Source organism: Caldimonas tepidiphila (assembly GCF_003569765.1).
In the GTDB taxonomy this organism is placed as follows: Bacteria; Pseudomonadota; Gammaproteobacteria; order Burkholderiales; family Burkholderiaceae_C; genus Caldimonas; species Caldimonas tepidiphila.
The window spans coordinates 23,212-41,422 of sequence record NZ_QXMG01000019.1 but is presented as its reverse complement, the minus strand read 5'-3'; the positions used below and the strand labels follow the sequence as shown (position 1 = coordinate 41,422).

The following is an 18,211-nucleotide window of genomic DNA, read 5'->3' as shown; positions in this document are numbered from 1 at the left end:
AGGTGCCGCATGGTGACCTGGTTCATCCTGGTCGGCGCCGTGCTGGTCGTGATGGCGCTGTCGCGCCGCATCGTCGAACGCCTGCCGCTGTCGCCGGCGCTGATCTATCTCGCGATCGGCTGGGGCATCAGCCAGGAAGGCTCGGGGCTGCTCGCGCTCGATCCGGTGCGGCACGCGAAGGTGCTGGAGGTGATCACCGAGATCGCGGTGCTGATCACGCTGTTCGCGGTGGGCTTGCGCATGCGCATGCCGCTGTCGGCGCCCCGCTGGCGCGCGCCGATCCGGCTCGCTGGCGCCGGCATGGTGGCGACGACCTTTCTTGCGGCGCTGGCGGGCTACGCGCTGCTCGACCTGCCGGTGGCGGCGGCGGTGCTGCTGGCGGCCGTGCTGTCGCCCACCGACCCGGTGCTCGCCTCCGAGGTGCAGGTCCACTCGCCCGACGACCGCGACGCGGTGCGGCTGTCGCTGACGGCCGAGGGCGGCATCAACGACGGCACCGCCTTCCCGGCGGTGATGCTGGCGCTGGGCCTGTTCGGCGTGCACGAGATCGGCGACTGGGGCTGGCGCTGGTTCGCGGTGGACGTGCTGTGGGCGATCGCCGCCGGCATCGGCCTGGGCTGGCTGTGCGGCATCGGCGTCGGGCGCGCCGTGGTGGTGCTGCGCGCACGCGGCCTCGCGATCGAGTCCGAGGAGTTCCTGGTGCTCGGCGTGATCGCGCTGACCTACGGCCTCGCACTGCAGATCCACAGTTACGGCTTCCTCGCAGTGTTTGCTGCGGGTGCCGGAGTGTTTCACGTGGAACGTCAGAGCCTTGCTGGGGTGATCGCGGCCGCGCCGCCGAGCGAGACCGAGGCGACGCACTCGTCGCGCCTGGTGCGCTTCGCCGGGCAGTGCGAGCACCTCGTCGAGGTGACGGTCGTGCTGCTGATCGGCGCGCTGCTCGCCACCGTCGAGTGGTCGCTGCTGCTGCTGGCCTATGCGGCGGCGATGCTGCTGGTGGTGCGGCCGTTGACGGTGCTGCTGGTGCTGCCGCGGCAGCTGATGCCCCCGCACCAGCGCCGGCTGGTGGCCTGGTTCGGCATCCGCGGCGTCGGCTCGATCTACTACCTGAGCTATGCGATCGCGCACGGCGCGCCGGCCGACTGGGCCCGCGAGGTCGCCGACGCCGCGCTGGTCACGATCGCGGTGTCGATCATCGTGCACGGCGTGTCGGCGACGCCGCTGATGGAGCGCTACCGCAAGCGCCGCGAGCAGGAGCAGGGCGCCTGAGGGGCGCCTGCCGCGCAGGCCTCAGCCCGCCGTGCGGTCCCAGCCTGTCGCGAGTTCGCGCAGGATCTCTGCCGCGGGCCGTGCCCGCGCGAGCCCCACCGCCTGGCCGGCCCACAGGCTCAGCAGCCCGGCACGGCCCGCCTTCGCGGCCGCCTGGCGCATCGGCCGCGTCAGCGCGTTCGGAAGCGGGAAGTCCGGCAGCTCGCCGCGCTCGGCCGCGCCTTCGAAGGCGCGCGTGAACTCGTTGCCGAGCCCGCGCGCCCAGCGTCCCGAGAACGCGGCCGTCAGCACGGTGTCGGCGCCGTCGGCGCCGAGCAGCGCCTCGCGGTAGGGCGCCGACAGCGGGCATTCGTCGGCGACGAGGAAGGCGGTGCCGACCGCCGCCGCGGCGGCGCCGAGCGCCTGCACCGCGCGCACGCCCCGCGCGTCGGCGATGCCCCCGGCGGCGATCACCGGCACTGGCGCGCGGCCCTGCGACTGCGCCGCCTCGGCCAGCGCGTCGACGAGCTGCGGCACCAGCGCGATCGTGCCGATCAGGCCGGCGTCGCGCGGGCCGATGAAGCTGCCGCGGTGGCCGCCGGCTTCCGCGCCCTGCGCGATCACGGCGTCGACGCCGCTGGCCTGCAGCCGCAGCGCCTCGGCCGCGTGCGTGGCGGTGCCCCAGACCTGCGCGCCTGCGTCCTGCAGCGCGCGGATGCGCCCGGCGCCGGGATCGCCGAAGGTGAAGCTCACGACCGCCGGCCGGGCCTCGAGCACCGCGGCGAACTGCGCGTCGAAATCCTCCTCGACGCGCCCGGGCAGCGCCGGCGGCGGCAGGCCGAGCTCTGCGAACCAGCCGGCGAGCCGCGCGTTGAAGGCCTCGACGCGCGCGGCGTCCACCGAGTGGGGCAGGGGGCAGAACAGGTTCAGCGCGAAGGGCCGCGAGGTGAGCGTGCGCAGCTCGGCCGCGAGCGCCGTGATGCGCGCCGGCGCCAGGTAGGCGACGCCGACGCTGCCGAGCCCGCCGGCCTCGCTGACGGCCGCCGGCAGCGCCGCGCAGCTGGCCTCGCCGGCCATCGGCGCGAGGATGATGGGGTGCTCCAGCCGGAGCCGTTTCAGGAGGTCGTGCATCGGGGCCTCGTGTGCGGGAGGAAGTGGGCGGAACGCCGATTCTCCTCCCCGGCACGGGGCCGCCGGAACGATCCCCCGCGGCCCGCAGGCCCGGGGATCGTCGGCTTCCGCTCAGGCGGTGCCGTAGGGCCGCATCGCCTCGGGCGCGCGCATGTCGCGCGGGATCACCCCGTCGTTGGCCGCCGCGCCGCGCATCTCGGCGGCGGGCTTGGGCAGGCCGCTGCGGTCGCTGTAGTCGCGCCAGACGGCGTTGCGGCGCTGCTGCTCGGCGGCGAGGCGCCGCTCGCAGTACCAGTCGAGCGCGGCGATGCCGGCCACCGCGGTGATCGCGGAGGCGGCGGTGAGGCGGCGCGGATGCAGGCCGCGCACGAGCGGCAGCAGCGTCGCGAGGTCGAGCGCGTCGCCGGCCATGCGGCCGATCACCCACGGGCGCGGGTTGTGGCTCGCGAGCAGGCCGACGCCGGTGGCGATCTCGCGCAGCCCGTAGGCGCTCACGAGGCGCGAGCGGTCGCGGCGCGCGCCGAGCGTGCGCGAGATCGCGCGCGGGAACAGCAGCTCGGCGATGCCGAGCCCGATGCTGAACCAGCCCAGGCGCCGCGCGAACGCGCGCGGCGGCGAGTTCGGGTTCTTCACCGGGCGGTAGGCGGGGTGGGAGGTGTAGGAGGTTTCCATGGCTCGGTCTCTCCGGTTCAGGGCTTGAGCACGACCTTGATGCAGCCGTCGTGCTTGTCGCGGAAGGTCTTGTACATCTCGGGCCCCTGCTCGAGGCCGACGCTGTGCGTGATGACGAAGGACGGGTCGATCTGCCCCTCCTGGATGCGGCGCAGCAGGTCCTCGGTCCAGCGGTTCACGTGGGTCTGGCCCATGCGGAAGGTCAGGCCCTTGTTCATCGCCGCGCCGAAGGGGATCTTGTCGACGATGCCGCCGTAGACGCCGGGGATCGAGATCGTGCCGGCCGGGCGGCACACGTAGATCATCTCGCGCAGCACGTGCGGGCGGTCGCTCTCGCTCATCACCGCCTGCTTGGCGCGGTCCATCACCGAGTCGAGCGAGCGCGTCACGTGCGCCTCCATGCCGACGCAGTCGATGCACTTCTCCGGGCCCTTGCCCTGGGTCAGCTCCATCAGCCGCTCGACCACGCTCTCCTCCTCGAAGTTGATCGGGATCGCGCCGCCGGCCTGCGCCATGCTGAGCCGGTCGGGCAGCCGGTCGATCATCACCACCTGCCTGGCGCCCAGCAGCAGCGCACTGCGCGCGGCGAACTGGCCCACCGGCCCCGCGCCCCAGATCGCCACCGTGTCGGTGGGCTCGATGTCGCACTGCACCGCGGCCTGCCAGCCGGTGGGGAAGATGTCGCCGAGGAAGAGCACCTGCTCGTCGGTGAGGCCGTCGGGGATCTTCACGTGCGTCATGTCCGCGAAGGGCACGCGCACGTACTCGGCCTGCCCGCCGGCATAGCCGCCGGTGAGGTGCGTGTAGCCGAACAGGCCGGCCGTGGTGTGGCCGAACACCTTCGAGGCGAGGTCCTTGTTGCGGTTGCTGCGCTCGCAGACCGAGAAGTTGCCGCGGCGGCACTGCTCGCATTCGCCGCAGATGATCGTGAAGGGCACGACCACGCGGTCGCCGACCTTCAGCTTCTTGTTGTCCGCGCCGACCTCGACCACCTCGCCCATGAACTCGTGGCCGACGATGTCGCCCTCCTTCATGCCCGGCATGAAGCCGTCGAAGAGGTGCAGGTCGGAGCCGCAGATCGCGCAGCTCGAGACCTTGATGATCGCGTCACGCCCGTGCTCGATGCCGGGGTCGGGCACCGTGTCGCAGCGGATGTCGTGCTTGCCGTGCCATCTGAGTGCTCGCATTTGTCGGTTCTCCCTGGGGTGGTTGAGAAAAGGGGGCGATGCACGAGCGCGAGGCAAACGGCGCGCCGGCCGCGGGGCGGGAGGGGCTCAGGCGCCGGCCTCGGTCTCGATCTCGGCTTCCAGCCGCACCGGCCGGCCCACGCCCCAGCCCTGCGCGAAGTCGATGCCCAGGCGCCGCAGCACCTCGAGCGTGGCCTCGTCGGGCACGAACTCGGCGATGGTCTGGCGGCCCATCTCGTGGCTGATGTCGTTGATCGCGCGCACCATGCTCAGGTCGATCGCGCTGGTCGCGAGCGACGTCACGAAGGAGCCGTCGATCTTGATGTAGTCCACCGGCAGCTGCTTCAGGTAGGCGAAGGACGCCATGCCGGTGCCGAAGTCGTCGAGCGCGAAGCGGCAGCCGATCCAGCGCAGCCGCTCGACGAAGGCCTGCGCGCGCGGCAGGTCGGCGATCGCCGCGGTCTCGGTGATCTCGAAGCAGATCTTGGCCGCCGGCACGCCGGTCTCGCGCAGCAGCCGCTCGACGTGCGCGGCGTAGCCGGCGTCGCCGAGCGTGCGCGCCGACAGGTTGATCGTGCACAGCTTCAGCTGCTCGAGGCGCCGGGGCATGCGCGCGAGCGCACGCAGCGTCTTGTCGACCACGCGCCGGTCGAGCTCGGGCATCAGGTCGTAGCGCTCGGCGGCGGGCAGGAAGCTCGCGGGCGGCATCAGCGCGCCGTTCTCGTCGCGCAGCCGCAGCAGGATCTCGCAGTGCTCGCCCTGCTGGTGCTGGCGCGAGGCGTCGACCGCGACGATCGGCTGCGCGTGCAGCTCGAAGCGGTCCACGCGCAGCGCGTCGTCGAGCCGGTGCAGGATGTCGGAGTCGCGCTGGCGCTGCTCGATCAGCGCCTCGCCCGGCCCGTGCACCACGGCGCGGTTGCGGCCGGCCTGCTTGGCGGCGTAGGCGGCATGGTCGGCGCGGCGGATCAACTCCTCGGCGTCGTGCTGCTGCGACGTGAAGGGCACCACGCCGATGCTCGCCGCGACCTGGAAGGCGCGGCCGTGGCAGACGAAGCGCCAGTCGCGCAGCGCGGCGAGGATGTTGTCGGCCACGGTGCGCGCGTGCGGCAGCGAGCAGTGCTCGAGCAGCACCGCGAACTCGTCGCCCCCCATGCGCGCGAACGAGTCGCGCTCGCGCAGCCGACCCTCCACCAGCCGCGCGAGCTGGCGCAGCAACTCGTCGCCGGCGGCGTGGCCGCAGCTGTCGTTGACGACCTTGAAGCGGTCGAGGTCGAAGTACAGCAGCGCGTGCTGCGCGCTGCGGTCGGCCTGCGCCAGCACGCGCGCGAGCCGGCGGTCGAACTCGCGCCGGTTCAGCAGCCCGGTGAGCGCGTCGTGGCTCGCCTCCCAGGCCATGTCGCGCACCAGGCGCCGCGCCTCGCTGACGTCGCGGAACACCAGCACCGCGCCGCGGCGCTCGCCGCCGATCTCGATCGACGCCACCGAGGTCTCCAGCGGGATCTCGCGGCCGTCGCGCGCGAGCAGCCGCGCCACGTGCGCGGCGTGCCCGGGCCCGCTTCCGCCCGGCTCCAGGCAGGCGCCGACCGGGTCGGGGAGGGCGCGGCCGCTGAGCTCGTCGACGAGCCGCAGCACCTCGCCCACCGGGCGGCCGCGCGCCTCGTCCTCGCTCCAGCCCGTCATCGCGCAGGCGCTCTGGTTCAGCTGCTCGACACGGCCCTGCCGGTCGGTGACGATCAGGCCCTCGCCGATCGAGTGCAGCGTCACGAGCGCCGCCTCGCGCTCGGCGGCGAGCCGCTGGTTGGCCTCGATCAGCGCGCTGATGTCCAGGTGCACGCCGAGCAGCTGCGCGCTGCCCGGCGCACCGGGCGGCGCGTACCACTCGCCGCGCGTCAGTGTCCACTGCCAGCTGCCGTCGCGCCGGCGCAGCCGGAAGGTGTTCTCGTAGCCGCCGCGGCGGTGCTCGCGCACCTCCCGCGCCATGTTCCAGGCCTGCTCGCGGTCGTCCGGGTGCAGCAGCGCGTCGAAGGTGGCGAAGGAGCTCCCGATCTCGTGCGGCATGTAGCCGAGCTGGGCCTTGAACGAGTCGGACCACCAGACCTCCTCGGTCTCGGGGTTCCAGCGCCACACGCCGATGCGCGCGGCCTGCTGCACGAACTCGTTCTGCGCCAGCGCCGCGCGCAGCCGCTCCTCGAGCTCGAAGCGCGCCGAGATGTCGTGGCAGACCTGCACGTAGCCGCGCACGCTGCCGTCGCCGGCATGCAGCGCCGAGAGGCTCATGCCGGCCCGGAAGCGCCGCCCGTCGGCGCGCAGCTGCCAGCAGTCCTCGGCATGGCGGCCCTGGCGCGCCGCCGCCTCGAGCATGCGGTGCGGCAGGCCGGCCTCGCGCTCGGCCGGCGCGAAGAACAGGTCGAAGGGCTCGCCGATCACCTGCGCCTCCTCGTGGCCGAGGATGTGGCGCGCGCCGGCGTTCCAGCTCGCGACGCGGCCCTCGCGGTCGAGCTGCACGATGGCGTGGTCGATGACCCCCTCGAGCGTCAGGCGCAGCTGCTCCTCGGAGCGCCGCAGCGCCTCGAGGACCTCGCGCGTGGCGCGGTGGCTCTCGCGACTGCCGTGCAGCAGGCCGCGATAGGTCCAGATCGCCAGCGCCGCCGAGGCGAGCAGCAGCGCCAGGCTGCTCCAGCCGAACCAGGTCGCGGCGCGGTCGAGCCGTGCGCTGCGCTCGCGTGCCGCATCGAAGCGATCCTGGTGCAGCGCGGCCTGCTCGGCCAGCCGCTGCTGGAAGCGTTCCTGTGCCGGCTGGATCTCGGTGCGCCACAGCCACATCGGGTCCCGCACCTCGGCCTCGGCGAGTGCGCCCTCGACGTAGCGGGCGATGCGGTCTGCGCTGGCCGCGTACTGCCGGAACGCGGCCTGCGCGGCGTCCGCGACGCGGCGCGACTCCTCGTCCTGCGGCCCCTGTCGCGACAGCGTGCGCTGCACCTCGTCGCGCGCGGCCTCGTACTGTTCACGGTAGCCGGAATCCCAGGACAGGAGGTAGGCGCGGCTCGCCGCCGCCATGCGCGAGGCCGCGCCCTGCAGTTGCAGCGCGAGCGCCAACTCGCGGGCCTCGTGGTCGAGCCCGGTGCGCGCCTCGCGCCCGGCCCCCTGCTGCAGCGACAGGGCCAGCAGCCCGCACAGCAGCATCAGCCCGAGCAGCGCCGCGAAGCTCAGCGTCTGCCGCCGCAGGCCCGCCAGTGCCCGTCCGGGAGGCGCGGGCGGGGCGGGGAGGCGGGACGCCGGCGGGCTCATGCGTCCCGCCGGGAAGGCGCGCGCCGGCCTCCCGCAGCGCCGCGGGAGGCGCCTTGCCGGGGTGCCGCGTCACCGCTTGGCATTTTCCCGGTTGAAGCCGCGCGTGGGCGCGACGGTGGAGGGCAGGCCGCGGTCGTCGGGACGGCACGGCGCCTGCCATTCGCGCAACTCCTGCGCGATCAGCGCGTTGCCGTCGCGCTCGGCGCGCTCGATCAGCGCGAAGACGTTGTCGTCGTTCACGTGCTCGTGACCGATGCCCCGCTTCAGCTGGCGGTAGATCTCGTCGAGGTCGCTCCCCGGGCCCGGCTGCTGGTCGATTTCCTGCATCTGCAAGCTCCTTTTTGAGTGAGGTTGGCGTCGGGCTTGCGGCAAGGCATGTGCCCGCAGGGCCGTCGTGTCGAATATTTCCTGTGCACGGCCCCCTTTGCGCTCAGGAAGGCCGGGGGCGAGTCGAAAACGCCGGAAGGCGAGTCCTGCGGGTGCGCCGGTCCTGCGGCGCGCCGCGCCGGGGACTGGTCGTTGAGGAGATGCATCGATGAAACCAATGGAAAAGTGGGTGGGCGACGGGAGCGGGACGGCAGGCACGGAGGCGGCGATGCGCCGGCTCGCCGACCGGGTGCGGCTGCTGGTCTGGACCACCGACGAGAACCTGGTCTGCATCCAGCTCAATCGCGAGGCGCGTGCCTACCTCGACCGCGCCGAGCAGTTCTCGACGCAGGTCTGGCGCCGGTTCATGCATCCCGAGGACCGGCCGCAGGTCGTCGACTTCGTGACACGCGCACGCAACGCGCGCGAGGACTACGAGGTCGAGTACCGCATCGTGCGCAGCGACGGCACGATCCGCTGGATGAAGAGCATCGGCGCGGCCTGCGTCGACGCCGCCGGGCGCTACATCGGCTACACCGGCACGATCTGCGACGTCACGCACTGGTACGAGCTGCAGGACCAGCTCGCGCGCAGCGAGGCCGAACATCGGCTGATCGCCGAGAGCGCGAGCGACCTGATCGCGCACTACGATGTCCACGGCCACCATGTCTATGTCTCGCCCTCGTGCCGGCAGCTGCTCGGCTACGAAGGCGTGGAGATGCTCGGCCGCAACGCCTACGAGATGATCCATCCCGCGGACGTGCCGACGGTGCTCGCCGAGGTCTCCGCGCAGGTGCGCACGCGGCGCGCGCCGGCGCCGCTCGAGCTGCGCGTGCAGCGCAGGGACGGCAGCCATGTCTGGGTCTCCACGCTCACCCGGGTGCTGTTCGACCCGCATGGCGGCGAGATGGTCGGCGCGATCGCGATCTCGCGCGACATCACCGAGGCGCGCGCCATCCGCCAGCAGCTGCTCGAGCGCGAGGAGCGCTACCGCCGCCTCACCCGCCTGTCCTCCGACTGGTACTGGGAGACCGATGCCGAGGGGCACTTCACGCTGGTAAGCGACGGCGCCGCCGGCTGGCTCGGCGGCAGCGCCGAGGTGCTGCTCGGCAGGACGCGCCAGGAGATCGCGGCGGACCCGCAGGACCCGGGCCTGCGCGCCTACCTCGACAGCTTCTCGCGGCGGGAACCCTTCCGCGACATCGTCTACGTCGCCCATCCGCACCGGGACCTGGGCGTGCGCCACGTCTCCATCATCGGCGAGCCGATGTGGCGCGACGGCGTCTTCGCCGGCTACCGCGGGCTCTCGCGCAACGTCACCGAGCAGCGCGAGATCGAGCAGCGGCTGCAGGCGCTGAACGACGAGAACCGCAAGCTGGTCGACAACTCGCTGGACCTGATCTGCACCGTGGACGGGGAAGGGCGCCTGCTGCGCGTCAACCCGGCGGGCTGCCGCATGACGGGCTTCGAGCCGCAGGAGCTGCTCGGACGCCGCTGGCACGAGCTCGTGCATCCCGAGGACCTGCAGCAGGCCCTCGCCGCGTGGCGCGGGCAGCTGGCGGACGGCCCGGGGGAGCTGCGCGACTTCGAGAACCGCTGGCTCAGGAAGGACGGCACGACGATCCACCTGTCCTGGTCGGCCAAGTGGGTGCCGCAGCAGGGCATGCTCTACGCGACCGCGCGCGACGTCACCGAGCAGCGCCGCGCGAAGCAGGCGCTGCAGCAGGCCAACGAGCGCCTGGAAACGGTGCTCGAGAGCATCGACGACGCCTTCTTCTCGTTCGACCGCGAGCTGCGCGTCACCTACTTCAACTCCGCCGCCCACCCCTGGACCGACATCCCGCCCGAGCGGCTGCTCGGCCGCCACCTCTTCGACGAGGTGGAGCCGGGACTGCGGGGCACGGTCTTCGAGCGCGAGTTCCTCGAGGTGGCGACGATGCGGCAGTCGGTGCAGTTCGAGGCCTTCTACGCGCCGCGCGGAGTCTGGTTGTGGGTGCGCGCCTATCCCTCGGGCGACGGCGGCCTGTCGGTCTTCTTCCACGACATCACCGAGCGCAAGGCGGCGGAGATCGCGCTCGCGAGGAGCGAGGCCCGCTTTGCGCGGCTGATCGACAGCACCACCGAGGGCTACTTCGTCGCCGCGGCCGACCTGAGCTTCGCCGAGGTCAACCCGGCGCTGTGCCGCATGACGGGTTACGCACAGGCCGAGCTCGTCGGGCAGCCGCTGTCGGTCCTGTTCAGCGACTGCCCGCTCGGCGGCGCCTTCCTGCCCGGGGACCGCAGCGGCCGCAACACCTTCGAGCTCGACGACGTGGCGCTGCGGCACCGCGACGGCAGCGAGGTGAGCGTGCTGATGAACGCCCACATCGAGCGCGACGCGCAGGGCGCGCCGCTCACGCTCACCGCCTTCCTCAACGACATCACCGAGCGCAAGCGCACCGAGCGCCGGCTCGAGCAGCTCGCCACGCACGACCTGCTCACCGACCTGCCCAACCGCAGCCTGCTCAACGAGCGCACCGACGCGATGATCGGCGCCGCGGCGCTGCGCGGCGAGTCGCTCGCGGTGCTGTTCATCGACCTCGACCACTTCAAGGAGGTCAACGACTCGATGGGGCACGAGGCCGGCGACCGGCTGCTCAAGGACGTCGCGCAGCGGCTGCGCGAGCACCTGCGCCCCGGCGACCTGGTGGCGCGCCTCGGCGGCGACGAGTTCGTCGTGGTGCTGCCCAGCAGCCAGGGCGCGAAGTCGGCGGTGGCGGTGGCCGAGAAGCTGCTCGAGCGGCTCGCCAGCCCGCTCGAGCTCGGCGCGCAGGAGGTCTTCGTGGGCGCCTCGATCGGCATCAGCCTCTACCCGCGCGACGGCTGCACGAAGGAGGCGCTGTTCCAGAACGCCGACGCGGCGATGTACCGCGCCAAGGCCGCGGGGCGCAACGGCTACCGCTTCTACACGCCGCAGATGCAGGAGGAGGCGCGCACGCGGCTCACGCTCGAGAGCGCGCTGCGCCGCGCGCTCGAGCGCGAGGAGTTCGAGGTGCACTACCAGCCGCGGCTCGACGTCGCCACGCTCGAGGTGGTCGGCAGCGAGGCGCTGCTGCGCTGGCGGCACCCGCAGCTCGGCAACGTGCCGCCGGCGCAGTTCATCCCGCTGGCCGAGGAGACCGGGCTGATCGGGCCGATCGGCACCTGGGTGCTGCAGCAGGCCTGCCGGCAGAACCAGCAGTGGGTGCGGGACTTCGGCCGGCCGCTGAGCGTGTCGGTGAACCTGTCGCCGCGCCAGCTGCACGACCGCGGGCTGGTGGCCAAGGTCGACGAGGCGCTGCGCAGCGCGGGCATGGCGGCGGCGCTGCTCGAGCTCGAGCTGACCGAGAGCTCGCTGATGCAGGATCCGGACAGCGCCGCGGGCACGCTCGGGCGGCTCAGGGCGTTGGGCCTGCGCCTCGCGGTGGACGACTTCGGCACCGGCCACTCCTCGCTCGCCTACCTGCGGCGCTTCCCGCTGGACGTGCTCAAGCTCGACCGCAGCTTCCTGAGCCAGCCCGCCGAGGAGGTCAGCGTGGGGCCCCTGGCGCAGGCCATCATCCACCTCGCCCACACGCTGAAGCTGCGCGTGGTCGCCGAGGGTGTCGAGACCGCCGAGGTGTTCGGCTTCCTGGCGGAGGCCGGCTGCGACGAGGCGCAGGGCTACCACCTCTGTCGCCCGGTGCCGCCTGCGGAGTTCGAGCGCTTCCTGCGGCAGCGCGGGGCGGGCTCGGCGGGCTGAGCGCCCTGCGGGCCGGGAACTCCGATTGCTGGAACTCCGGGAGCCGTCCGAATCGGATTTCGGACGCCCCGAACCTCACAGCAAAGGAGTTCAAAGATGCCCAATACCCGAATCGTCACCGGGCTGTTCCGCGACCGCGACAGCGCCGAGCGCGCCTACCAGTCCCTCACCGCGCGCGGTTACGGCAACAATGACGTCGACGTCGTCATGTCGGACGCGACCCGGCAGCAGCATTTCTCCGGCGCGGGCGCGCAGCAGCAGCAGACCGAGCTCGGCAACAAGGCGGCCGAGGGCGCCGGCATCGGCGGCGCGATCGGCGGCACGATCGGCGCGATTGCCGCGGCGGTGGCGGCGGTCGGCACCTCGATCGCGATTCCCGGCCTGGGCCTTGTGGTGGCCGGCCCGATCGCCGCGGCGCTCGCCGGCGCCGGGGCCGGTGCGGCCAGCGGCGGCCTGCTCGGCGCACTGATCGGCTGGGGCATCCCCGAGGAGCGCGTCAAGCACTACGAGGAAGGCGTCAAGAACGGCGGCATCCTGATGGGCGTGCGTCCGCGCTCCGAGGAGGATGCGGACTACTTCGAGCGCGAGTGGAAGTCCTACAACGGCGAGCACGTCCACCGCTGAGCCCCTGACCGGGCGGCGCGCCGCGCCGCCTGCCCCGTGAAGGACGCGCCCGCGCCCCGGGCGCGGGCGCGCCTCAGCGCTGCGTCCGGCGGGAGCGGAAACGAGCGAGCAGCTGCCGCAGCAGCGGCACCATCAGCATCAGCGCGGCCGAGGAGCCGAGCGCGAGCGGCAGCATCGAGCCGCTCTCCTCGGTGCCCCAGGCGCCGAGCAGGATCGCGACATGGCCGAGCAGGTACAGGCCGAGCCTGGGCTGGCGGCGCCAGACCTTCCAGATGAAATCCATGGGAACCTCGTGAACCGCGCGCCATCGGGCCGATCCCGGCGGGCGTGGGCACGAATTGTCCCGGCCGCCCCCGGCGCCGCGTCGCCGCTGTTTCACGTGAAACGCGCGCGGCGCGATTCCGTCACGGTCGCAGTTGGCGGCACGCCGACTTTCGTTCAGCGCCCTCCCGACACGTCGAGCAGCGCGCCGGTGGTGTAGCTCGCCGCGTCCGACAGCAGCCAGAGCACGGCCTGCGCGATCTCGTCGGCGCGGCCCGGGCGCCGCAGCGGGATCTGCGGCGCGAGCTCCCAGGCCCGGCCGGGCTGGCCGCCGCTGGCGTGGATCTCGGTGTCGGTGACGCCAGGGCGCACCGCGTTGACGCGCACGCCCTCGTCGGCCACCTCGCGCGCGAGCCCGACCGTGAAGGTGTCGATCGCGCCCTTGCTCGCCGCGTAGTCCACGTACTGCCCGGCGCCGCCGGTGCGCGCCGCGCTCGAGGACAGGTTCACGATGCTGCCGCCCGTGCCGCCGTGGCGCGTGCTCATGCGCCGCAGCGCCTCGCGCGCGCAGTGGAAGCTGCCGAACACGTTGACCGCGAACATGCGCTGCAGCCGTGCAGCGTCCATCGCGTCGACGCGCGCCGCGACGTCCACCACGCCGGCGTTGTTGACGAGGCCGCGCAGCCGCAGCCCGCGCGCGACGGCCTCGCGGTCGAGCGCGTCGAACAGGCGCCGCACCTGCGCGTCGTCGGCCACGTCGGCCTGCAGCGCGAAGGCGCGCCCGCCCTGCGCCTCGATCTCGCGCACCAGCGCCTGCGCCGCGTCGGCGCGGCTCGCGTAGTTCACTGCCACCGTCCAGCCGGCGGCTGCGGCGAGCCGCGCGCAGGCCGCGCCGATGCCGCGGCTCGCGCCGGTCACGAGCAGCAGGGGGGAGAGGGGTTCGGAAGTCGTCGTGTCCATGCGCCGATTCTGGCGCAGCGGGGCGCGCCCCTCGCGCAGCCCGGGCGCGCCGGGCAAGGGGCTTGCTGCCGGTCTTGCATCTCCGCCGTGCATCGGAGGCGCCCGCTCCGGAGGCGCCGTGCCGGCGTCGCGAGGATTCCCGATGAGCAGCACTCCCCAGAAATCCCAGATCCTCTCCCCCGAGGGCTACGACCTGCCGCCCGAGGCGGGCGACATCAACGACCCGCGCTTCGACCCACAGGACGGCTGGCTGCGCGATGCGCCGCCCGAGTTGCAGATCCGCGCGATGCGGCGCTGGTTCGCGATGCGCTACCAGGATCCGGCGATCTCGACGCCGCACGACGACAAGGGCGACTACCTGTACGTCGAGGACGGGCCCTACCGCCCGAAGAAGGTGCTGGGCAAGCGCTTCGGCGAGGTGGTCGACGAGGCGGTGATCGACGAACTCGCCGAGATGCTGCGCCAGGAGGTGGGCGACGAGTGGGCGCCGCGCAACGACGACCCGGGCATCTCTTCCTGAGGGCCTGAGGGGACGGCCCCGGCGCGCCGCCGCCGCGGGTCTCCCGATTGCTGACTCCCCCGAACGGGGGGCGGCGCCGGCGCGAGGGTCGGCGCCGCGCGCCTTCTGCACCACCTTTTCCGCTTCCCGGAGGTTCCGATGATCTTCTCCCTGCTCGACAACAAGGGCTGTCCGCTCGAGAGGCAGCGCTTCACGTGGCGCGACATGGTCCAGAAACCCATCAGCAAGCTCGACGACGACGCCTACACCCGCATCAACGTGATCCTGCTCAACGGCCTGGAGATGGAGGCGCTGCGCTTCTCGCACTCGGCCGCGCGCATGAACGCGGATCCGGCGCTGCGTGCCACGCTCGCGCGCGTGCGCCGCGTCGAGCAGCACCAGGCGACCACCGTCAACTGGCTGCTCGGCCCTGACCACTCGCCGCTGGAGACCACCATCGCCTACGAGCAGGTGGCGATCGACGTGACCGCGGGCGTGGCGCTGCGCGAGCCCGACGAGTACCTCGCGCAGGTCTACCGCTACGGGCTGCTCGAGGACTTCGACCACATGTACCGCTACTCGGCGCTGCTCGACCGGCTCGAGGGCAAGGATGCCAACAACATCCTGCAGAGCTACACCGACATCCTGCCGGGCCGCCCGACGATCGACGAGCACCGCCACCCGGAGGACGACCTGCGCGCCCACTACGACCGCACCAAGGCGCACCCGCTGTCGAAGATGCACGCGCTGACCATCATGGCCGCGGAGCAGCAGACCCACAACTACTACATGAACATCGGGCCGCTGTTCGCGGACCCGGTGGCGCGCCAGCTCTACGCCGAGATCGCCTCGATCGAGGAGCAGCACGTCACGCAGTACGAGTCGATCATCGACCCGAACGAGACCTGGCTCGAGAAGTGGGTGCTGCACGAGGCCAACGAGGTCTACAACTACTTCTCCTGCGCGCACGCCGAGACCAACCCGCGGCTGAAGGCGCTGTGGGAGCGCTTCCTCGACTACGAGCTCGGCCACCTGCACGTCGCGATCGAGATGTTCCAGAACATCGAGCGCCGCGACGCGGCCGAGATCCTGCCGGCCAACCTGCCCGAGCCGATGCCGATCAAGAGCCAGCGCGAGTTCGTGCGCCAGGTGCTCGCCAACGAGGTGGACCTGCGCGCCGACGGCTCGCAGTTCGTGAACAGGGCGCAGGAGCCGCAGCGCTCGCTCGACTACCGCGCCCAGCTCAACGCCGACGGCTCGCCGTCGCAGATGGTGGCCGCCGGCTACGTCTGGCGCCCGGGCACCGAACTCAACCGGCGCGCGGCCTGAGCCGTCGCCGACCGCGAAAGGAACATTCCATGGCCATGAAACCGCAGACCCACGTCGGCCGCAACCGCACCGGCATCCAGATGTCGCCGCTGGACATCCGCGAGATGCGCGAGGGCACCGACCACACCGTGCCCACCTCCCTCGGCGACAAGGAGGCGGTGTCCGAGATGCGCCAGCGCTACATCAGCGAGTCGGACACGATCGGCTCGGTGCCCGTGCCGGGCACGCTGACCGGCATGCTCGAGACCGGCAAGGGCTTCCTCACCGGGCGGCGCCCGCAGGTGCTGATCGACAAGCTCGGCGAGCGCCTCGCCTTCGAGCGCTCGGGCGTGCGCCTCTACGACGCGCTGCTCGCCAAGTGCGAGGCCGACCCGGCGAGCCTCGGCGCCGGCGCGGCGGACCGGCTGCGCCATTTCCGCATGGAGGAGGCGCAGCACTTCGCGATGGTCGCCGACGCGCTCGACTCGATCGGCGCCGACCCGACCGCCCAGACCCCCTGCGCCGACATGGTCGGCGTCGAGGGCATGGGCATGATGCAGGTGCTGACCGACCCGCGCACCTCGGTGTCGCAGTGCCTGCACGTGATCCTCGACGCCGAGCTGGTGGACAACGCCGGCTGGGAGCTGCTGATCACGCTCTCGCGCCAGTCGGGCCACCCGGAGCTCGCCGAGCGCTTCGCGCAGGCGCTGCACCAGGAGAACCAGCACCTCGTCGAGGTGCGCCGCATGTACGAGGCCTCGGTGCTCGCCGAGGCGACCGGCAGCCTTCCGGCTGACCGCGACCGGATCGCACCGGGCTCCGAGGCGATGCCCACCGCGGGCGGCGGCCTGTTCCACGATTCGAGCCCCGGCGAGGACAACCCGCCGATCAAGGGCACGGTCGGCGGCGGCTCGGCCAACGGGCTGGACCCGACCGCGCCGCGTGGCGCCCCGGGCTCCGAGGGCCAGCGGGACCAGGGCAGCAGCTGACCTCTCGGTCGCAGTGCCGTGATGCCCGGAATCCCGTCGGGCATCGCCTGCGGGCCCGGCGCGCCCGGCGCGAGAATGGGCTCGCGTTCCTTCTTTTCAGGTGCCGGTCGAGTTCCTTCTCGCCGGCACTTTTTTCATCGGCCTGCCTCGGCCACCGCCGCGGCGCGCGCCGCCTCCCAGCCCTGCAGCGCGAGCTTGCGCACCACGCCCCAGCGGTAGTCGCTGCAGTCGCCGCTGCCGCGGATCACGCGGTGGCAGGGGATCAGCACGCCGAGCGTGTTGGCCCCCACGGCGCTGCCGACTGCGCGCGGAGCGCGCGGCAGGCCGGCCATCGCGGCGAGCTGCGCGTAGGACAGCAGCTGGCCGGGCCGCGTGCGCAGCAGCGCCTCCCAGACCTGGATCTGGAAGTTCGTGCCGCGCAGCACCAGGTGCAGGCGGCGCGGTGCCGGCAGGCGCGGGAAGACCTGCCCGGCGAGCGCCGCGGCGCCCGCGTCGTCGCGGCGCAGCGTCGCGTGCGGCCACAGCGAGCGCAGCGCGGCGAGCAGCGCCTCGCGCGTGCCGTCGCGGAACTCGAGGTGGCACAGGCCGCGCGGCGTCCAGCCGAGCAGCGCCTCGCCGAAGGGCGTCGCCGCGAAGCCGTGGCCGATCTCGAGGCCGGCGCCGAGCGCCCTGACCTCGCCGGGCGTCATCGCCTCGCAGCTCACGATCAGGTCGTGCAGCCGGCCCGGCCCGGACAGGCCCGAGGCGAGCGCGGCGTCGAGCACGTCGGCCGAGGCGCGCAGCGCCGCGAGCGCGTGCGCCTTCGTGAGCGACTGCAGGAAGCGCTTCGGCGACACGCCCGCCCATTCGCTGAACACGCGCTGCAGATGGTGCTCGCTCAGCCCCACTGCGGCCGCCACCTCGACGAGCGGCGGCTGGCGCAGCGCGTTCGCCCGCAGGTAGCCGATCGCCTTCGCGACCTGCTCGTAGTGCCGGGCCTCGACCCCGGGCAGGGTGTCCTCATCCATGGGCGGTCTCCTTTCTGGCGAGCAGGCCGGCCGGCGAGAAGCCGGTGACGAGCGCGGTGCCGGCGAGCACCAGCGCGGCACCCGCCGCGGTGTGCCAGCCGAGCGGCTCGCCGAGGAAGAGGTGTCCGAACAGCATGCCGAACACCGGGATCAGGAAGGTGACGGTGAGCGAGCGCGTTGCGCCGATGTCGGCGATCAGCCGGAAGTACAGCAGGTAGGCGACCGCGGTGCACAGCACGCCGAGCGCGAGCACCGCGGCGAGCGCGCCGGGCGCGGCCGGCGCCGGAGCGGGGAAGAAGGGCAGGGCGGGCACGAGCAGCAGCGTCGCGGCCCACATGCTGCCGTGCGTGTTCGAGAAGGGGTCGACCCCCTGCGCACGCGGCGCGGTCCTCGCGTAGACCGAGGCGATGCCGTAGCAGCAGGTCGCCCCCAGGCAGGCCAGCACCGAAAGCGCCGCGCCGGGGTGCAGCACCGCGGTGTCGAGCCCGACCAGCAGCGCGACGCCCGAGATGCCGAGCGCCAGGCCGACGAGCGTGCGCGGCGACAGCGCGGTGCGCGTCCACAGCGCGCCGATCACCGCGCCCCAGATCGGCGCGGTGGCGTTGAGCACCGACAGCAGCGAGGCCGGCAGCGTGCGCGCCGCGAAGCCGTAGAGCAGGAAGGGCAGCGCGGAGTTGAAGAAGCCGAGCACCAGGTAGTGGGCGCGGCGCTCGCGCAGTCGCAGCGGCCGGCGCAGCGCGAGCGCGATGCCGGCGAGGAAGAGCGCGGCGAGGCCGACGCGCGCCTCCATCAGCCACGCGGGCCCGAAGGCCGGCGCGCCGATGCGCATGAACAGGAAGGACGCGCCCCACAGGGCGGCGAGGGCGAGGAGCCGGAGGGTGCTGGCGGTGTTCACGGGAGTGGGACCTGAG

15 protein-coding genes are annotated in these 18,211 nt (G+C 72.9%); 6 read left to right on the top strand and 9 right to left on the bottom strand.

Going from position 1 to position 18,211, the window contains the following annotated elements:
* Positions 1-9 precede the first annotated feature (9 nt).
* On the top strand, positions 10-1,269 hold the full coding sequence (locus D3A59_RS13735) for a cation:proton antiporter (RefSeq protein ID WP_119155507.1): 1,260 nt from the start codon (positions 10-12) through the stop codon (positions 1,267-1,269).
* Positions 1,270-1,290: 21 nt separating this feature from the next.
* Here D3A59_RS13735 and D3A59_RS13730 read toward each other — a convergent pair whose 3' ends face one another.
* The 5 genes from D3A59_RS13730 to D3A59_RS13710 all read right to left on the bottom strand — a co-directional run bounded on the left by D3A59_RS13730 (position 1,291) and on the right by D3A59_RS13710 (position 7,853).
* Positions 1,291-2,379 carry an NAD(P)H-dependent flavin oxidoreductase gene (locus tag D3A59_RS13730; RefSeq protein ID WP_119155506.1) on the bottom strand — a complete coding sequence of 363 codons (1,089 nt, stop codon included), beginning with the start codon at positions 2,377-2,379 and terminating at the stop codon, positions 1,291-1,293.
* Between the two features lie 111 nt (positions 2,380-2,490).
* Positions 2,491-3,051, bottom strand: a complete 561-nt coding sequence (locus tag D3A59_RS13725; RefSeq protein WP_240636054.1) for a hypothetical protein — start codon at positions 3,049-3,051, stop codon at positions 2,491-2,493.
* A gap of 17 nt (positions 3,052-3,068) precedes the next feature.
* Entirely contained in the window at positions 3,069-4,238 is a 1,170-nt protein-coding gene (locus tag D3A59_RS13720) for a zinc-dependent alcohol dehydrogenase (RefSeq protein ID WP_119155505.1), read from the bottom strand.
* Positions 4,239-4,325: 87 nt separating this feature from the next.
* Entirely contained in the window at positions 4,326-7,526 is a 3,201-nt protein-coding gene (locus tag D3A59_RS13715) for an EAL domain-containing protein (protein WP_119155504.1), read from the bottom strand.
* A gap of 69 nt (positions 7,527-7,595) precedes the next feature.
* Positions 7,596-7,853: a hypothetical protein gene (locus D3A59_RS13710; protein ID WP_119155503.1), complete on the bottom strand. Its 258-nt coding sequence runs from the start codon at positions 7,851-7,853 to the stop codon at positions 7,596-7,598.
* Positions 7,854-8,061: 208 nt separating this feature from the next.
* On the opposite strand from D3A59_RS13710, the gene D3A59_RS13705 reads away from it, so the two are divergent.
* Positions 8,062-11,652: a PAS domain S-box protein gene (locus D3A59_RS13705; protein WP_119155502.1), complete on the top strand. Its 3,591-nt coding sequence runs from the start codon at positions 8,062-8,064 to the stop codon at positions 11,650-11,652.
* A 96-nt stretch (positions 11,653-11,748) separates the two neighbouring features.
* Positions 11,749-12,276: a hypothetical protein gene (locus tag D3A59_RS13700; protein WP_119155501.1), complete on the top strand. Its 528-nt coding sequence runs from the start codon at positions 11,749-11,751 to the stop codon at positions 12,274-12,276.
* 73 nt (positions 12,277-12,349) lie between these two features.
* On the opposite strand, the gene D3A59_RS13695 is transcribed toward D3A59_RS13700, so the two are convergent.
* Positions 12,350-12,559: a hypothetical protein gene (locus D3A59_RS13695; RefSeq protein ID WP_119155500.1), complete on the bottom strand. Its 210-nt coding sequence runs from the start codon at positions 12,557-12,559 to the stop codon at positions 12,350-12,352.
* Positions 12,560-12,714: 155 nt separating this feature from the next.
* A complete protein-coding gene (locus D3A59_RS13690) occupies positions 12,715-13,497 on the bottom strand; it encodes an SDR family oxidoreductase (protein WP_119155554.1) in 783 nt (260 codons plus the stop codon).
* Positions 13,498-13,639: 142 nt separating this feature from the next.
* On the opposite strand from D3A59_RS13690, the gene D3A59_RS13685 reads away from it, so the two are divergent.
* The 3 genes from D3A59_RS13685 (at position 13,640) to D3A59_RS13675 (ending at position 16,293) form a co-directional block, all read left to right on the top strand.
* Positions 13,640-14,017: a hypothetical protein gene (locus D3A59_RS13685; protein WP_119155499.1), complete on the top strand. Its 378-nt coding sequence runs from the start codon at positions 13,640-13,642 to the stop codon at positions 14,015-14,017.
* Between the two features lie 138 nt (positions 14,018-14,155).
* Positions 14,156-15,325, top strand: coding sequence for a hypothetical protein (locus D3A59_RS13680; RefSeq protein WP_119155498.1), 1,170 nt, complete (start codon positions 14,156-14,158; stop codon positions 15,323-15,325).
* A gap of 29 nt (positions 15,326-15,354) precedes the next feature.
* Positions 15,355-16,293 carry a ferritin-like domain-containing protein gene (locus D3A59_RS13675; protein WP_205665196.1) on the top strand — a complete coding sequence of 313 codons (939 nt, stop codon included), beginning with the start codon at positions 15,355-15,357 and terminating at the stop codon, positions 16,291-16,293.
* Positions 16,294-16,427: 134 nt separating this feature from the next.
* Here D3A59_RS13675 and D3A59_RS13670 read toward each other — a convergent pair whose 3' ends face one another.
* On the bottom strand, positions 16,428-17,300 hold the full coding sequence (locus D3A59_RS13670; protein WP_205665195.1) for a methylated-DNA--[protein]-cysteine S-methyltransferase: 873 nt from the start codon (positions 17,298-17,300) through the stop codon (positions 16,428-16,430).
* Positions 17,293-18,195 (bottom strand): DMT family transporter, encoded by a 903-nt coding sequence (locus D3A59_RS13665; protein WP_119155497.1) that lies wholly within the window; start codon positions 18,193-18,195, stop codon positions 17,293-17,295. Before D3A59_RS13665 ends, D3A59_RS13670 begins: the two co-directional genes overlap by 8 nt.
* Positions 18,196-18,211 lie beyond the last annotated feature (16 nt).

Excerpts from the sequence above, each read along its gene's own strand:
- D3A59_RS13735 (WP_119155507.1), top strand. The coding sequence starts at position 10 with ATGGTGACCTGGTTCATCCTGGTCGGCGCCGTGCTGGTCGTGATGGCG.
- D3A59_RS13730 (WP_119155506.1), bottom strand. The coding sequence starts at position 2,379 with ATGCACGACCTCCTGAAACGGCTCCGGCTGGAGCACCCCATCATCCTC.
- D3A59_RS13725 (WP_240636054.1), bottom strand. The coding sequence starts at position 3,051 with ATGGAAACCTCCTACACCTCCCACCCCGCCTACCGCCCGGTGAAGAAC.
- D3A59_RS13720 (WP_119155505.1), bottom strand. The coding sequence starts at position 4,238 with ATGCGAGCACTCAGATGGCACGGCAAGCACGACATCCGCTGCGACACG.
- D3A59_RS13715 (WP_119155504.1), bottom strand. The coding sequence starts at position 7,526 with ATGAGCCCGCCGGCGTCCCGCCTCCCCGCCCCGCCCGCGCCTCCCGGA.
- D3A59_RS13710 (WP_119155503.1), bottom strand. The coding sequence starts at position 7,853 with ATGCAGGAAATCGACCAGCAGCCGGGCCCGGGGAGCGACCTCGACGAG.
- D3A59_RS13705 (WP_119155502.1), top strand. The coding sequence starts at position 8,062 with ATGAAACCAATGGAAAAGTGGGTGGGCGACGGGAGCGGGACGGCAGGC.
- D3A59_RS13700 (WP_119155501.1), top strand. The coding sequence starts at position 11,749 with ATGCCCAATACCCGAATCGTCACCGGGCTGTTCCGCGACCGCGACAGC.
- D3A59_RS13695 (WP_119155500.1), bottom strand. The coding sequence starts at position 12,559 with ATGGATTTCATCTGGAAGGTCTGGCGCCGCCAGCCCAGGCTCGGCCTG.
- D3A59_RS13690 (WP_119155554.1), bottom strand. The coding sequence starts at position 13,497 with ATGGACACGACGACTTCCGAACCCCTCTCCCCCCTGCTGCTCGTGACC.
- D3A59_RS13685 (WP_119155499.1), top strand. The coding sequence starts at position 13,640 with ATGAGCAGCACTCCCCAGAAATCCCAGATCCTCTCCCCCGAGGGCTAC.
- D3A59_RS13680 (WP_119155498.1), top strand. The coding sequence starts at position 14,156 with ATGATCTTCTCCCTGCTCGACAACAAGGGCTGTCCGCTCGAGAGGCAG.
- D3A59_RS13675 (WP_205665196.1), top strand. The coding sequence starts at position 15,355 with ATGGCCATGAAACCGCAGACCCACGTCGGCCGCAACCGCACCGGCATC.
- D3A59_RS13670 (WP_205665195.1), bottom strand. The coding sequence starts at position 17,300 with ATGGATGAGGACACCCTGCCCGGGGTCGAGGCCCGGCACTACGAGCAG.